We start from the raw sequence: 15,417 nt of genomic DNA on the forward strand, positions 1-15,417 counted from the left end.
GTCGTGGGACGGCCGGGGCCGTGGTGGTCGACTACCGCTCGGTGAGCAGCGACGACAGGTACCGCGCGACGGCACGGACCGCCGCCATGTTGGTCGAGTAGTCCATGCGCATGGGCCCGAGCACGCCGAGCCTCGCGATCTCGCTGCCCTGCGTCGAGTACCCGCTGGCCAGCACGGACGCCTGGGACAACCCGAACGACGCGTTCTCGCGGCCGATGCTCGCGGCCACGTCGACGGCGTCGAGTTGCATCTCGCCGAAGAGCCGCAAGAGGGCCACCTGCTCTTCGATCGCCTCGAGCACGGGGAAGAGGTCGCCGCTGAAGTCGTCGCCCGTGCGCACCAGGTTCGCCGCACCGGCCATGACGAGGCGGTCCTGGCGTCCGGAGGCGATCTGCTCGGTGAGGCTCGCGACGACCACGCCGACGACCGCCGCGAGGTCGGGACGGAACCGCGCCGGCAGGTCGGTGAGGGCGGTGGAGGCCTCACCCAGGGGCCGACCGCCGACCGCGGCGTTGATGGCGGCCCGCAACTCGGACAGGAAGGACTCGTCGACGGCGGTGCGGATGTCGACGACCCGTTGCTCGACCTGGCCGCTGTCGGTGATCAGCACCGTCATGACGCGACCGTCACCCAGGCTGACCAGCTCGACGTGACGCACGCGGGCCCGGGAGAAGGTGGGGTACTGCACCAGGGCCACCTGGTTGGTGAGTTGCGACAGGAGCCGGACCGTCCGACCGAGCACCTCGTCGAGGTCGGTGGAGTCGCCCAGGAACGTCTCGATGGCCTGCCGCTGGGCCGCGCTGAGCGGGCGCAGGTCGGCGAGCTGGTTGACGAAGAGCCGGTAGCCCTTGTCGGTCGGCACGCGTCCCGACGAGGTGTGCGGTGCCGCGATGAGCTCTTCTTCTTCGAGCAGCGCCATGTCGTTGCGGATGGTCGCCGCCGAGACGCCGAACTGGTGTCGCTCGACGATGGACTTCGACCCGACCGGCTCGCGGGACGCGACGTAGTCGTGCACGATGACGCGAAGCACTTCGAGACCGCGTTCGGAGACCATGACGCACCTCTCTTCGCTCGACGTCCCCCGGGTCGTCCGCACGCCGGGCGACCGGGCCTGGCACTCGACGTGCCGGACTGCCAATCGTACGACACCTCCGTCGCGAGGCCTACTCGGGCCGCGCCCGGCTGCCCTAGGGTGGCGGGGACATCCGCAGGACACTCACGAACAGGTGCAGCCATGACCGAGAACCCTCCCGCCCAGCCGAACGGCCCGCAGAACGGCCAGCCCGGCCAGAACGGTCAGCCCGGCCAGCCGTACGGGCAGGGTCTGCCCGGCCAGGGTCAGCCCGGCCAGGGCCAGCAGTCCGGCCCCGGCTTCGGCCAGCAGCCCGGCTACCAGCCGCAGCCCGTCCAGCCGATGCGCCCCGAGGACGAGAAGCTCTGGTCGACGCTCATCCACCTCGGCGGGATCCTCTTCGCGTTCGTCCCCGCCCTCGTCGGCTACCTCGTGTTGAAGGACCGCGGCCCGTTCATCCGGGAGCACACCAGGACCGCGCTGAACTTCCAGATCACGATGGCCATCGTCTACGTGATCTCGGCGATCCTGTCGATCATCGTCATCGGAGGGGTGCTCGCCCTCGTCGCCGGCATCCTCGTGATCATCTTCTCGATCATCGCCGCCGTCGCGGCCAACAAGGGCGAGTGGTACAAGTACCCGCTGACCATCGAGTTCGTCAAGTAGACGGTCGACCGGCCCGGACGGGCACGACGCGAGGCGCGACTCCCCCCGGGAGCCGCGCCTCCTGCGTTCCGGGCCCGCGCCTCCTGGTCGCCACCGCGGGGCGCCGCGGCGATCAGCACGATCGGGACGCTCAGTCGGGCAGCAGACGCCGCACGACGGCGTCGGCCATGAGCCGCCCCTCGCGCGTGAGCACGACACGACCCCGCAGGGCCGGACGCCCCTCGACCCAGCCGTCGGCGATGAGGCCACCGACGGCCCGGCGTCCGTCGTCGTCGAGCTCGGAGGTGGGCAGCCCCTCGCGGATGCGCACCCCGAGCAGGACGCGCTCGACCCGACGGGTCTCGTCGTCGAGGGTCTCGCGCCCGGCGGCCGGCGACTCGCCCGCGGCCATGCGCTGCTGGTAGGCGGCGGGGTGCTTGACGTTCCACCAGCGGACGCCACCGACGTGACTGTGCGCGCCCGGGCCGACGCCCCACCAGTCGTGGCCCTGCCAGTACGCCAGGTTGTGGCGGGAACGGTGCTCGACGCCACGCGACCAGTTGCTGACCTCGTACCAGTCGTAGCCCGCGCCGGCGAGCCGGTCGTCCGCGATCTCGTACATGTCGGCCGCGGTGTCGTCGTCGGGCATCGGGACCTCGCCCCGCTTGATCTGGCGGGCGAGCTTCGTGCCGTCCTCGACGATCAGCGAGTACGCGGAGAGGTGGTCGGGCTCCTGCTCGAGGGCGACGTCCAGGGAACGCCTCCAGTCGTCGAGGGTCTCGCCGGGCGTGCCGTAGATGAGGTCGAGGCTGACGTCGAGCCCGGCGTCACGGGCCCAGCGCACCACGAACGGGATGCGCTCGGGGTCGTGCGTGCGCTCGAGGGTGGCGAGCACGCTCGGGACGGCCGACTGCATGCCGAAGCTGACGCGCGTGAAGCCGGCGTCGGCGAGCTGCTGCAGGTACGCGGCGTCGACCGAGTCGGGGTTCGCCTCGGTCGTCACCTCGGCGCCGGGCTCGAGACCCCAGGTGTCGACCATCGCGTGGAGCATCGACGTGAGGTCGCCCGAGGGCAGCATCGTCGGGGTGCCCCCGCCGAAGAACACCGAGGAGGCGCGGCGCGGCGGGAGGCCCGCCTCGCGCAGCACCCGGCCCCCGAGCTCGATCTCGGTGACGGCCTGCCCGGCGTAGTCGTCGCGACGAGCGCCTCGCAGCTCGTCGCCCGTGTAGGTGTTGAAGTCGCAGTACCCGCAGCGCACGCGGCAGAACGGGACGTGCAGGTAGACCCCGAAGTTGCGGTCGTCCGCGCCGACGGCGACGGTCTCGGGCAGGCGTCCGTCGACGGGGGCGGGATCGCCGAGGGGAAGGGCTCCGGGCACCGTCAGGCGCCGGTTCCCGCGGCGTCGCCGCGCGGGCCGGTCGGGGGGCGCTCGTCACCGCGGGGGTCGCCGACGCCGGCCTCGGTGTCCTCGACGACGACGACCTCGTCGGTCTGTTCGCCCTTCTCGTTGAGGCTCAGTGCCCGCAGGTACCGCTTCGTGTACTGCGCCTGCGTGCGCCGCAGGAACGGTGCCACGAGACGCCACTTCGCGCTCGACGGCTTCGAGAACGACCGGATGGAGAGCCAGACCGAACCGTCGTCGGTCTGGTCGACGATCCAGGACTCCTCGCCGCTCTCGGGGTGGCCGTCGAGGGTTCCGTACGCGAAACCCTTGCGCTTCGGTTCGTCGATCACGTAGACGACGCGCACCGGGGCCTCGACCGTGCGCCCGTAGGCCTCGATGCTGAGCGTGGCCGTCGTGCCCGCCGTGAGGAAGGGCGTGCCGTCGGGCGAGTAGCGCGACTCGTCACGCGCGGTCGCCCACTCGGCGGCGTCGACCGGTTGCCCGTGCTCGTCGAACTGGACGGGCGTGTACTCGCTCTCGTCGGCCGGCGGCACGCTGTCGACCCGGACGCGGATGCCGCTGCGCTCCTGGATCTGCCAGGTCATGGTGGCGATCCAGGCCGCGGCGAAGCGGGCGTCGCCGTGACCGACGCGGGCCCGGTACTCGGCCGGCTTGAACCCCTTCGGCGGGTACTGCATGAGGTCGGGGGCCTGCGTCGCCCCGACCTCGCCGTAGGTCGCGCGGGTCTCGGTGTGGGTGGCTCGACGCATGGACCCTACTTCTTGTCTTTCTTCTCGACGTCGCCGCTGAGGGCGGCGATGAAGGCCTCTTGGGGCACGTCGACCCGACCGATGGTCTTCATGCGCTTCTTGCCCTCTTTCTGCTTCTCGAGGAGTTTGCGCTTGCGCGAGATGTCGCCGCCGTAGCACTTGGCCAGGACGTCCTTGCGCATCGCCCGGATGCTCTCGCGGGCGATGATCCGGGCACCGATGGCGGCCTGGATGGGGACCTCGAACTGCTGCCTCGGGATGAGTTCGCGCAGGCGGCCCGTCATGAGCACCCCGTAGGCGTAGGCCTTGTCGCGGTGCACGATGGCGCTGAAGGCGTCGACCTGCTCACCCTGCAACAGGATGTCGACCTTGACCAGGTCGGCCTCTTGATCGCCGATGGGCTCGTAGTCGAGGCTGGCGTAGCCCGCCGTCTTCGACTTGAGGCTGTCGAAGAAGTCGAACACGATCTCGCCGAGGGGCATCGCGTAACGGATCTCGACCCGGTCCTCGCCGAGGTACTCCATGCCCAGCAGGGTGCCGCGGCGCTGCTGGCAGAGCTCCATGATCACGCCGACGTAGTCCTTGGGAGCGAGGATGCCCGCCTTGACCATGGGCTCGCTGACGCTCGCGATCTTGCCGCCCGGGAACTCGCTCGGGTTGGTGACCGTGACGGTCTTCTTGTCTTCGGTGGTGACCTCGTAGATGACGCTCGGGGCCGTCGTGATGAGGTCGAGGCCGAACTCGCGGTCGAGTCGTTCGGTGACGATCTCGAGGTGGAGCAGGCCGAGGAACCCACAGCGGAAGCCGAAGCCGAGGGCCACCGAGGTCTCGGGCTCGTAGACCAGCGCGGCGTCGGACAGCTTGAGCTTGTCGAGGGCCTCGCGGAGGAGGGGGTAGTCGCTGCCGTCGATCGGGTAGAGCCCCGAGAAGACCATCGGCAGCGGTTCGGTGTACCCGCTCAGGGCCTCGGTCGCGGGCTTGGCCGACGTCGTGACGGTGTCGCCCACCTTCGAGAGGCGGACGTCCTTCACGCCGGTGATGAGGTAGCCGACCTCGCCGACCGACAGCCCCTGGCTCGGGACGGGCTCGGGTGACGAGACGCCGATCTCGAGGATGTCGTGGGTCGACTTCGTCGACATCATCTGCACCTTCTCGCGAGGGTGCAGGGTGCCGTCGATCATGCGGATGTACGTCACGACGCCGCGGTAGCTGTCGTAGACCGAGTCGAAGATCATCGCGCGGGGCGGTGCGTCCTTGACGCCGACGGGCGAGGGGATGCGGTCGACGACGCGGTCGAGGAGCTCTTCGACGCCCATTCCGGTCTTGCCGCTGACCCGCAGCACGTCGGCGGGGTCGCCGCCGATCAGGCCCGCCAGCTCGGCGGCGTACTTGTCGGGGTCGGCCGCCGGGAGGTCGATCTTGTTGAGCACCGGGATGATCTCGAGGTCGTTCTCGAGCGCCAGGTAGAGGTTCGCCAGGGTCTGCGCCTCGATGCCCTGGGCGGCGTCGACCAACAGGATCGCCCCCTCGCACGCGGCCAGCGAGCGGGAGACCTCGTAGCTGAAGTCCACGTGGCCGGGGGTGTCGATCATGTTGAGCGCGAAGGTCTCGCCGTTGCGCTCCCACGGCATGCGCACCGCCTGGCTCTTGATCGTGATGCCGCGCTCGCGCTCGATGTCCATGCGGTCGAGGTACTGGGCACGCATCGCACGCGACTCGACCACGCCGGTGATGCCGAGCATGCGGTCGGCGAGGGTCGACTTGCCATGGTCGATGTGCGCGATGATGCAGAAGTTGCGGAGGGACTCGGGCTCGGTCGACGCCGGCTCGAGTGCGCGGGTTGCTTGGGGACTCACACGATCCTCTGGGGGTGGTGGGCGGGGGTACCGCACGATTCTCCCACGCCCGGGCGACGGATCGGGCGTCGGCCCGCGCGGGGCCGTACGTCGGCAACTCCTGCCCGGTGTCGCGACCGGCACCGCGCCTCCCCCGGTCGACGGCTCGTGCCGTGACGGCAGGCAGGAGTTGCCGACACCGTGGCCGCACCGGATGACGTCCGCGCGGGACGCCGCGGGGCGGGCGAGCGGGTGGGCCGGTCGGCGGGTGGGTCAGAGGGGGATGCGAGCCAGCGGGGCGGTGCGGGCAACTCCTGGCCGGTGCCGCTCGGCCGGTCGGACTCCCCGGCGTCGCGACGGGCGTGCGACGGCAGGCAGGAGTTGCCGACGCGGCCGACGCGAGCCGGACCGCGGGATGAGCGCGGGACGAGCGCGAGCGCGGGAGGCGCGAGCCGGACCGCGAGATGAGCGCGGGCGCGGGAGGCGCGAGCCGGAACGCGGGCGCGGGAGGCGCGAGCCGGACCGCCGGGCGGGACCGCCGGGCGGGACTGCTGGGCCGAGGGTCAGGCGGCGGTGCCCGGAAGGAGCGCGAGGACGCCGGCACCCCCGACGACGGCGAGGCCGATCGCCAGGGCGATCAGCGTGCCCACGAGCATGACGGCGGACGAGACGATGCCGACGAGCGCCATGGTGCGACCCTCGGGCTCACGGCGGCGGGACAGGATGCCGAGGACGAGGCCGGCGATCGGGACGACGAAGGTGAAGCCGAAGCCGATCGAGGCGAGGCCGAGGACGAGGCTCCAGACGGCGAGGGGCGAACGGACGCCGGTGCTGGAGGCGGAGAAGGTCGTGTGTACGGGTTGGTTCGTCATGCTCCGAGCCTAGGAAGCCCCTCGCGTCGACCCCAGGGGGCTGACCCCCGGATCTCAGCGGGGGTCGCCCGGCGCCGGCAGTTTGCCGAGCCCCCGGGTGATCACCTCGGGTGACGACGCGAGGCAGACGCGGATCCACCCCTCGCCGCTCCGGCCGAACGCACTGCCCGGCGCGACCGCGACGCGCTCCGACAGCAGGAACCTCTCGGCCCACGCCGCCACGTCGCCCTGCGACGCGTGGCTGACGTCGATCCAGAGGTAGAAGGCGCCGGTGGGCTCGAGGTACCGGATGCCCCGCTCGTCGAGCAGCGTCGTGGCGAGGTCGAGGTTGCTCCGATAGTGCTCGCGGGCGTCGGCCACTGGCTGGTGGTCCCCCACGACGGCGGCGAGGGCGGCGTGCTGGTCGGGCTCGGCGACGCAGCTGATGGCCGCCTCCTGGACCGTGCGCATCGTCTCCGCGAGGCCCTTGGGCGTCACGAGGTAGCCGACCCGCACGCCCGTCATGGCGTAGGTCTTGCTCATCGAGAAGACGCTGAACACCCGGTCGTCGCCGTCGAGCGACGCCAGGCTGACGTGCTTCGGCCCGTAGGTGAAGTACTCGTAGACCTCGTCGCTGATGACCCAGAGGTCGTGCCGGCGGGCGAAGTCCAGCAGGCGCCGCAGCGTCTCCTCCGGATAGACGACGCCGAGCGGGTTCGACGGGCTGTTCACGATGAGGGCACGGGTGCGGTCGCCGACGAGGTTCTCGAGTTCGTCGAGGTCGGGGTGGAAGCCGAGCTCGGGGGCCAACGTGTAGGGCACGGGCACGGCGTCGAGCATGTGGGCGTTCATCGTGAACGTCGTGTAACCGGGGTCCGGCACCAGCACCTCGTCACCGGCCGCGAGCAGCAGTCCCATCGTCTGGTGCAGGGCCTGCGTCCCCCCGACGGTGACCCAGACCTGCTCGAGGTCCACGTGCACGTCGTTCTCCCGGGCGAGTTTGTCCACGAGCGCCTCGCGCAGGGCCGGGATGCCGCCGTTCGGCGTGTAGTCGGTGCGGTCGTCAGCCCAGGCGCGGCGTGCGGCGTCGGCGATGTGGCGGGCGACGGGCACGTCGGGTTCGCCCACCACGAGCATGTCGACGCCGTCGAGCTGCGCCGCGAGCTCGTAGACCCGACGGATTCCGGAAGCGGGCACGGTGGCCATGTGGGGTGCGAGCTGAGGCATGATGGCACGGTACCCCGCACGACACGGCACGCCGACCGGTCGACGTTCGTTGAGAGTCGGGCTCGCTGCTGGTAACGTTGCCTGTTGGCTTGCGCGTTACGTCTGCAGTGGCGGAACGCGATCGCAGCCGAGAGCCGCTCCGGTGGCCATCACCGGCGGCAGCACCGGGTCGATCGATTCACGTCGGTCGGACGCTCGGCTGGCGCACATCGTCCGATACTCAGAATCCAGAAAGTAGTTCACGTGGCAAACATCAAGTCGCAGATCAAGCGCATCGGCACCAACAAGAAGGCCCAGGACCGCAACCGCGCCGTCAAGAGCGAGCTCAAGACCGCCGTCCGCGCCACCCGCGAGGCCATCGCCGCCGGCGACAAGGACAAGGCCACCTCGGCTCTGCTCCTCGCGTCGAAGAAGCTCGACAAGGCCGCCAGCAAGGGCGTCATCCACCAGAACCAGGCCGCGAACCGCAAGTCGTCCATCGCGAAGCAGGTCGGCGCCCTCTAGGCTCCCCTCCCCCGAGCCCCCGGGCTCGACGACGAAGGCCCCGTCTCGATCGAGACGGGGCCTTCGTCGTCCCCGTTCGCCCGCAGGACAGGCGACCGGACGGTCAGGAGGCGCGACTCACGACAGCAGCGAACCGCGCGTCGAGATCATGGTCACCATCCGCTCGAGCGCGTACACCGGATCGCGCTCGGCGCCCTTGACGGCCGCGTCGGTCTCGGCGAGCAGCTCGATGCACCGGCCCAGCCCGTCCTCGGTCCAGCCACGGAGATCTCGTTGTGCCCGTTCGACCTGCCACGGGGCGAGTCCGAAGCGCGAGGCGAGCTGACCCGAGCCACCGTAGGAGCCCTGCACCTTGGCCATGGTGCGGATCTTCATCGCGAAGGCCGCCACCACGGGCACGGGATCGGCCCCGGTCGACAACGCGTGGCGGAGCAGGACCAGAGCCTCGCCCTGCTGACCCGCGATGGCCGCGTCGGCCACCTTGAAGGCGTTGGTCTCGACCCGACCCGAGTAGTACTTCTCGACCGTGGCCTCGGTGATCTCGGCCGCGGCGTCGCTGATCAGCTGCTGGCACGCACTGGCGAGCTCGGCCAGGTCGTCGTTGAAGGCCGTCACGAGCGCCCGGAGGGCCCCCTGCGAGATGCGACGCCGTTCGGCGGCGAACTCGGCGGCCGCGAACTCGAGCTTCTCGGTGTCTTTCTTGAGCTCGGCGCACACGACCTCGAGGCCGCCGCCGGTGCCGCCCCGGACGGCGTCGAGCAGCTTCTTGCCGCGGACCCCGCCCCCATGGCGCAAGACGAGGGTCGTGTCGTCGGCGGGCGTGTCGAGGTAGCGCAGGGTCTCGGTGAGGAAGGCGTCGGTGCACTTCTCGACGTTCGAGACGCGGATGAGACGTGGCTCGGCGAAGAGCGACGGGCTCGCCAGCGTCACGAGCTCGCCGGGTTGGTAATGGTCGGCCTCGAGGTCGTGCACCTCGAGGCTGGGGTCTTCGGCGACGAGCTGGTCGCGCAGCTGGCGGGAGGCACGGTCGGCGAGGAACTGCTCGGGCCCGCTCACCAGCACCACGGCCGCGGGACGGATCTTGTCCCACCCGACCTGGTCGATCGCGACCGAGGCCTTCTTCGCCGTCTTGCCACTCGCTCGCGCTGCCATGCTGCCTCTCGGACGTCGTCCCACGGACGCGGGGCCCGCCGCGCCTCCTCCGATGCTAGAGGACGCCACCGACGTGTCGGACGCGCGATCTCGACCCGCGGACCCCGCGTGCTCCCGCCAGATCCGCAGGCCGACGTCGCCGCCGTCACGGCCGACGGGCGTGACGGCGGCCTGACCGGCCTCGTCGCTGCGGACCACGACTCCCCCGCCGTCCCGGACCAGGTCGAGCGCGACGTCGGTCGGGTGCCCGTAGGAGTTGTCGGCCCCCACGCCCACCAGGCCGACGCGGGCCGACACCCGCTCGTACAACTCGGCGTGCTGGTCCGCCGACCCGTGGTGCGACACCTTCAGGACGTCGACCCGTCCGAGCCCCTCGTCGCCGTCGGGTGACGAGGCCAGACGGCGTTGGGCGGTCTCACCGAGATCGCCGAGGGCCAGCAGGGAGAGGCAGCCGACCCGGCAGGACCCGCCCGGGTCGAGGCGCACCACCAGGCTGGCGTCGTTGCCCGCCGGGGTCGCGGAGGGCGGCCAGAGGAGCCGCCACGTGTGGTCGCCGAGGCGCCCCCGGGTGCCGACCCGCGCCTCCTGGACCTCGGCGCCACCGCCGCGCAGGGCGGTCACGACCTCGGCGTCGTCCGAGCGCCCCACGGGCCCGACGAGGGCCGTGCCGACCCGGCCGACGACCGAGCCGATCGCCCCGACGTGGTCACGGTCGAAGTGGGTGAGCACGAGCAGGTCGACGTGGCGCACGCCGAACGTCGAGAGGCAGCGGTCGACGGCGGCCTCGTCGTCACCCACGTCGATCAGGGCGACGGCCCGCGCGCTGCGGACGAGCACGGCGTCGCCCTGCCCCACGTCGCACTGGGCGACGACCCAGTCGTCGGGAACGGAGGCGCGGGTCACCACGGTGCGCCCGCCCACCACCCCGACGGTGGCCACCAGCACGCCCACCAGCAGCGTCGTCGCGACGGCCCGCAGGCGGCCGCGGGCCCGGGCCACCACGGCGACCACGACGAGGGCCGTCACGCCGACCAGGGAGGCGACGCCGAGCGCCGAGGCGTCCCACCCGAGTCGCGTGCCCGGCCAGGTCGACGCCGACCGGGCGACGGCCGCGACCCAGGACGACGGCAGCCACGAGGCCCACGCGACGGCCGCGGCGGTCGCGGGCGCCCAGGGCGCGAGCACGCAGACGACGAGCCCACCCACGGTCGCCACCGGAGCCGCCGGGCCGGCCAGCACGTTCGCGGCGACGCCGTGCAGGGCGATGCTCGGTTCGAGGGCGAGCAGCACGGGCTGGCAGGCGAGCTGCGCGGCCGTGGGGACGGCGAGGGCCGCCGCCACGGGTTCGGGCACGAGGCGCGCCAGCAGGGCGGTCAGCGGCCCTCCGAGCACGACGAGCCCCGACGTCGCGAGGACCGACAGGACGAAGGCGAGGTCGCGGGCCAACCACGGGTCCGCGAACAGCAGCCCGGCGACCGCCAGCGCGATCACGGGCACACCGGCGATCGGCCGGGCCACGGCGAGGTGCACGAGGACGAGCACCGCCATGACGGTGGCCCGGACGATGCTCGGCTCGGGCGTGACGAGCACGACGAACGCCACCAACACGACGACGGCCATCGCGAGTCGCAGCAACCGCGGGACCCTCAGCACCGACCCGACGAGCACCACGAGTGCGACCAGCACGGCGCAGTTCGAGCCCGACACGGCCGTCAGGTGGCTGAGCGACGCCTGCGTCATGACGTCGTCGAGGTCGTCGGGCACCCCCGACGTCTCGCCGATCGCGAGCCCGGGCAGCAGGGCCCCGCCGTCACCCGGCAGGTCTGCGGCCACGGCACGGAAGGCCGAGCGGAGCCCGTTCGACCAGGCCGACGCCCGCCCGGGCTCGGCGCGGACGCCGAGCGGCTCGACCGCCCGCCCCTCGAACGCGACCGACTCGCCGTACCTCACCGGGCCCAGGACGAGCCGGGCCGACACCCGGGCCCCGATCTCGGCCGACCGGCGACCGTCGAGGCGCGCCCCGAACACCCGCACCGGGACGCGGTCCCCGAGGGCCACGGTCCCCGCGCCGACGTCGAGTCGGTCGACCGACATCGTCAGGACGTCGGACCGCGCCTCGACCCGGTCGAGCAGGCGCCCCTCGACGGTGACCGCGTGCCCCACCGACGTTGTGAGCCCCGACGGGTGACGGCGGTCGTCGCGCACCGCCGCCTGGCCCGTGAGCCCGGCACACGCCCCGGCACTCAGGGCCACCACCAGCAGGACCTGCCCGGCGGCGAGGGCGCCCACCCGCGCCACGAGCACGAGCCCGACCGCGACGACGCAGACGACGAGGGCGACGGCGGCCACGACGGGCGACAGCCCCGGCCGGGTCGAACCCACGGCGAGCCCGACCCACGCCACGGCCACCGGCACCCCGAGCCGCAGGTCGAGGACGCGACCGGGCGTCACACCCGCACCCGCTCGCGCAGTGCCTCGAGCGTCTTCGGACCGATGCCCGGCACCCCCAGCAGGTCGTCGACGCTGCGGAAGCGGCCGTTCTCGTCACGCCAGGACAGGATCGCCGCCGCGGTCGCCGGCCCCACCCCGGGCAGCGTCTGCAACGCGGCGTCGTCCGCGAGGTTGAGGTCGACCGTCCCGCCACCGGCCCCCGTCCCGCCACCGGTCGCCGTTCCCCCCGCGGCCGGTCCACCCGCCGCCGCGTCACCACCACCCGCCACCCCGTCGTCCGCGGTCTCACCGACGGCCGGCACCCGCAGCTGTTCGCCGTCGACGAGCACCCGCGCGAGGTTGACCGCCGCCTGGTCGGCCTCGTCCGTGAAGCCGCCGGCCGCCGCGACCACGTCGACGACGCGGGCGCCGTGCGGCAGTTCGTACAGGCCGGGCGCCGCCACCCGGCCGTGCACGTGCACGAAGACGACCGAGGCACCCCCGGGAGGTGCGGTGCCGGCCCCTGCCCCGGCCTCGGCCCCGGTGCCCGGCTCGACGGTCACGAGCTCGTCCGCCGCGCCTCCTCGGGTGGCGAAGGCCGACACGGCGACGCTCACCGCCAGCACCACGAAGAGGAGGACGACGACCGCCCCGACCCCCACGCGCCACCGCGGACCACCCGGCTCGGACGGGTCGACGGCGGTACGGAAACTGACGGTCATGACCCGTCACGGTACGAGCGGGCGTCCGCCCGCGCGGACGACGACGGCCGCCCTGGGGAGCCAGGGCGGCCGTCGACGGGTGGGGACGAGACGCCCCGAGTGACCTACTTCACCGCGATGTTCACCAGGCGCGGCGCCCGCACGATGACGTTGACGATCTGCTTGTCGCCGATCGCGCGCTGCACGGCCGCCGAGTCGCGGGCCAGCGCCTCGAGCTCGTCGGAGGCGATCTTGGGCGACACCTCGAGCCGGTCGCGCACCTTGCCGTTGACCTGGACGACCGCGGTGACGCTCGTCTCGACGAGCAGCGTCGGGTCGGCCTTCCGCCAGCCGTACGTGGCGAGGGCACCGCCGTCGTAGCCGAGCTTCTCCCACATCTCGGAAGCCGTGTAGGGAGCGAACAGCGACAGCCCCAGCGCGACGGTCTCGGTCGCCTCGCGCACCGCCGGGTCGGACGCGCCGGGACCCGAGTCGATCGCCTTGCGGACGGCGTTGGTGAGCTCCATCAGGCGAGCGACGACGACGTTGTACTTGAACGCCTCGCTCAGCCCCGGGGCCTCGGCGAGGAACCGGTGGGTGACCCGGCGCAGGGCCTGGTCGCCGTCGGCCCACACCACGTCGCGCGAGCTGTCGACGTCGCTCGCGAGACGGAACGCCCGGGCCAGGAACTTGGCCGAACCGGCGGGCGAGACGTCGGCCCAGTCGATGTCGTCCTCGGGCGGGCCGGCGAAGGCCATCGTCAGGCGGATGGCGTCGACGCCGTGCTTCTCGATCTCGTCGGAGAGACTGACGACGTTGCCCTTGCTCTTGCTCATCTTGGCGCCGTCCTGCAGCACCATGCCCTGGTTCAGCAGCGCGCTGAAGGGCTCGGTGAAGTCGACGTGGCCGAGGTCGAAGAGCACCTTGGTGATGAAGCGCGCGTAGAGCAGGTGCAGGATGGCGTGCTCGACGCCCCCGACGTACTGGTCGACCGGCGCCCACCTGCTGGCCTGGGCCGGGTCGAAGGCCCGGTCGGCGTCGGTGGGATCGAGGAACCGCAGGAAGTACCACGAGCTGTCGACGAAGGTGTCCATCGTGTCGGCGTCGCGACGCGCGGGCGACCCGTCGCGCGGGTCGGGCACGTTCACCCAGTCCTCGGCCGCGCCGAGCGGCGAGCTGCCCTTCGGCTTGAGGTCGAGGCCCTCGGTCGACGGCAGTCGGACCGGCAGCTCGTCGTAGGGCACCGGCACCTCGACGCCGTCGGCGCCGTGCACGATCGGGATGGGCGTGCCCCAGAAGCGCTGGCGCGAGATCAGCCAGTCGCGCAGACGATAGGTCTTGGCCGCCCCGCCGTCACCGGACGCCTCGAGCAGTTCGACGACGCGCTTGATCGCGTTCGACTTGCTGAGGCCGGTCAGGGCGCCCGAGTTCATCAGTCGGCCGTCGCCGGTCAGGGCCACGCCCGTCTCGCGGGGGTTCAGGTCGGGCAGGTCGTCCGGCAGGATCGCCTGGCCGTCCTCGTCGAGCTCGAGCTTGGGGATCACGCCCGTGACGGGCGCGTTCGTGTCGACCACGACGCGCACCGGGAGGTCGTACTTGCGGGCGAAGTCGAGGTCGCGCTGGTCGTGCGCGGGCACGGCCATGACCGCGCCGTGGCCGTAGTCGGCCAGCACGTAGTCGGCGGCCCAGACCGGCATCGGGTCGCCCGTGAGCGGGTTGACCGCGACCCGGCCGAGCGGCACGCCGGTCTTGGGGCGCTCGCTCGACTGGCGCTCGATCTCGGTCGCCTTCTGCACCTCGACGAGGTACTCGGCGAAGGTCGCCTTGACGTCGTCCGTCGCGTCGGCGACGAGTTCGGCCGCGAGGTCGGAGTCGGGCGCGACGACCATGAACGTCGCGCCGTAGAGGGTGTCGGGACGCGTGGTGAAGACCGTGACCTTCTCGTCACGGCCCTCGATGGCGAAGTGGACGTCGGCACCGATCGAGCGGCCGATCCAGTTGCGCTGCATGTTGAGCACCTTGGTCGGCCACCGGCCCTCGAGCTGGTTGAGGTCGTCGAGCAGGCGGTCGGCGTAGTCGGTGATCTTGAAGTACCACTGCGTCAGCTTCTTCTTGACCACGACGGCACCCGACCGGTCGCTGGTGCCGTCGGGCAGCACCTGCTCGTTGGCGAGCACGGTCTGGTCCACCGGGTCCCAGTTGACCCAGCTGTCCTTGCGGTAGGCCAGGCCCTTCTTGTACATCTCGAGGAACAGCCACTGGTTCCACTTGTAGTACTCGGGATCGCTCGTGTGCAGCACCCGGCTCCAGTCGAACGACGGGGCGTAGAGCTTCATGCTCTGCTTCTGCTGCGCGATGTTCGCGTAGGTCCACTCGCGGGGGTCGACGCCGCGCTTGATGGCCGCGTTCTCGGCGGGGAGCCCGAAGCTGTCCCAGCCGATCGGGTGCAGCACGTTGAAGCCCTGCTGGCGCCAGTAGCGCGTCACCATGTCGCCGAGGGCGTACTGCTCGGCGTGGCCCATGTGCAGGTCGCCCGAGGGGTAGGGGAACATGTCGAGGATGTACTTGCGCGGCCGCTTGTCGTCGGGGTCGACGACGAACGGCTGCTCGGCGTCCCACCGGGCCTGCCACTTCTCTTGCAGGCGGGCGACGTCGTACTCGCGTTCGGGCACGCCGTCGTGGGTCGGGATGGCCGAGGAGGCGTCGGTCGCGGTCGTGTCGTGCTCGTGTGCCACGGGGCTCTCATTCACTGCTGGCAGTCGGTGCGGTGGGGGCGGACCGTCCGTGCGAGGGCACGGCGACGTGCGCCGGGCTCGGCGATCCTCGCCAAGGCTACCGAACGGCAC

11 protein-coding genes and 1 pseudogene are annotated in these 15,417 nt (G+C 71.9%); 2 read left to right on the plus strand and 10 right to left on the minus strand.

The features are described from left to right. Nucleotides 1-31: 31 nt before the first annotated feature. A complete protein-coding gene (gene hrcA / locus HQQ78_RS02565) occupies nucleotides 32-1,054 on the minus strand; it encodes a heat-inducible transcriptional repressor HrcA (protein WP_173150947.1) in 1,023 nt (340 codons plus the stop codon). A gap of 180 nt (nucleotides 1,055-1,234) precedes the next feature. Here hrcA and HQQ78_RS15710 point away from each other — a divergent pair, with 180 nt between their 5' ends. Further along, nucleotides 1,235-1,738 (plus strand): DUF4870 domain-containing protein, encoded by a 504-nt coding sequence (locus tag HQQ78_RS15710; protein WP_233568332.1) that lies wholly within the window; start codon nucleotides 1,235-1,237, stop codon nucleotides 1,736-1,738. Between the two features lie 130 nt (nucleotides 1,739-1,868). Here HQQ78_RS15710 and hemW read toward each other — a convergent pair whose 3' ends face one another. From hemW to HQQ78_RS02595, 5 genes are all read right to left on the minus strand, one after another. Beyond that, nucleotides 1,869-3,095, minus strand: a complete 1,227-nt coding sequence (hemW, locus tag HQQ78_RS02575) for a radical SAM family heme chaperone HemW (protein WP_173150948.1) — start codon at nucleotides 3,093-3,095, stop codon at nucleotides 1,869-1,871. A gap of 2 nt (nucleotides 3,096-3,097) precedes the next feature. Beyond that, nucleotides 3,098-3,871, minus strand: coding sequence for a DUF1990 family protein (locus tag HQQ78_RS02580; protein WP_216844145.1), 774 nt, complete (start codon nucleotides 3,869-3,871; stop codon nucleotides 3,098-3,100). 5 nt (nucleotides 3,872-3,876) lie between these two features. Next, nucleotides 3,877-5,727 (minus strand): translation elongation factor 4, encoded by a 1,851-nt coding sequence (gene lepA / locus HQQ78_RS02585; RefSeq protein ID WP_056045691.1) that lies wholly within the window; start codon nucleotides 5,725-5,727, stop codon nucleotides 3,877-3,879. 542 nt (nucleotides 5,728-6,269) lie between these two features. Next, nucleotides 6,270-6,578, minus strand: a complete 309-nt coding sequence (locus HQQ78_RS02590) for a DUF4190 domain-containing protein (RefSeq protein ID WP_173150949.1) — start codon at nucleotides 6,576-6,578, stop codon at nucleotides 6,270-6,272. 54 nt (nucleotides 6,579-6,632) lie between these two features. Further along, a complete protein-coding gene (locus HQQ78_RS02595; protein WP_173150950.1) occupies nucleotides 6,633-7,784 on the minus strand; it encodes a pyridoxal phosphate-dependent aminotransferase in 1,152 nt (383 codons plus the stop codon). 243 nt (nucleotides 7,785-8,027) lie between these two features. Here HQQ78_RS02595 and rpsT point away from each other — a divergent pair, with 243 nt between their 5' ends. Beyond that, entirely contained in the window at nucleotides 8,028-8,288 is a 261-nt protein-coding gene (gene rpsT / locus HQQ78_RS15715; RefSeq protein ID WP_043596189.1) for a 30S ribosomal protein S20, read from the plus strand. A gap of 117 nt (nucleotides 8,289-8,405) precedes the next feature. Here rpsT and holA read toward each other — a convergent pair whose 3' ends face one another. The 4 genes and pseudogenes from holA to leuS all read right to left on the minus strand — a co-directional run bounded on the left by holA (nucleotide 8,406) and on the right by leuS (nucleotide 15,306). Beyond that, a complete protein-coding gene (gene holA / locus HQQ78_RS15720; RefSeq protein ID WP_056047549.1) occupies nucleotides 8,406-9,440 on the minus strand; it encodes a DNA polymerase III subunit delta in 1,035 nt (344 codons plus the stop codon). A gap of 660 nt (nucleotides 9,441-10,100) precedes the next feature. After that, a pseudogene (locus tag HQQ78_RS16240) lies at nucleotides 10,101-11,534 on the minus strand (ComEC/Rec2 family competence protein); the annotation flags it as partial. Nucleotides 11,535-11,887: 353 nt separating this feature from the next. Continuing rightward, nucleotides 11,888-12,592 (minus strand): ComEA family DNA-binding protein, encoded by a 705-nt coding sequence (locus HQQ78_RS02610; protein WP_173150952.1) that lies wholly within the window; start codon nucleotides 12,590-12,592, stop codon nucleotides 11,888-11,890. 104 nt (nucleotides 12,593-12,696) lie between these two features. Continuing rightward, nucleotides 12,697-15,306 carry a leucine--tRNA ligase gene (gene leuS / locus HQQ78_RS02615; protein WP_173150953.1) on the minus strand — a complete coding sequence of 870 codons (2,610 nt, stop codon included), beginning with the start codon at nucleotides 15,304-15,306 and terminating at the stop codon, nucleotides 12,697-12,699. Between the last annotated feature and the right edge of the window lie 111 nt (nucleotides 15,307-15,417).

The sequence above is a fragment of the Frigoribacterium sp. VKM Ac-2859 genome (assembly GCF_013204925.1).
In the GTDB taxonomy this organism is placed as follows: Bacteria; Actinomycetota; Actinomycetes; order Actinomycetales; family Microbacteriaceae; genus Frigoribacterium.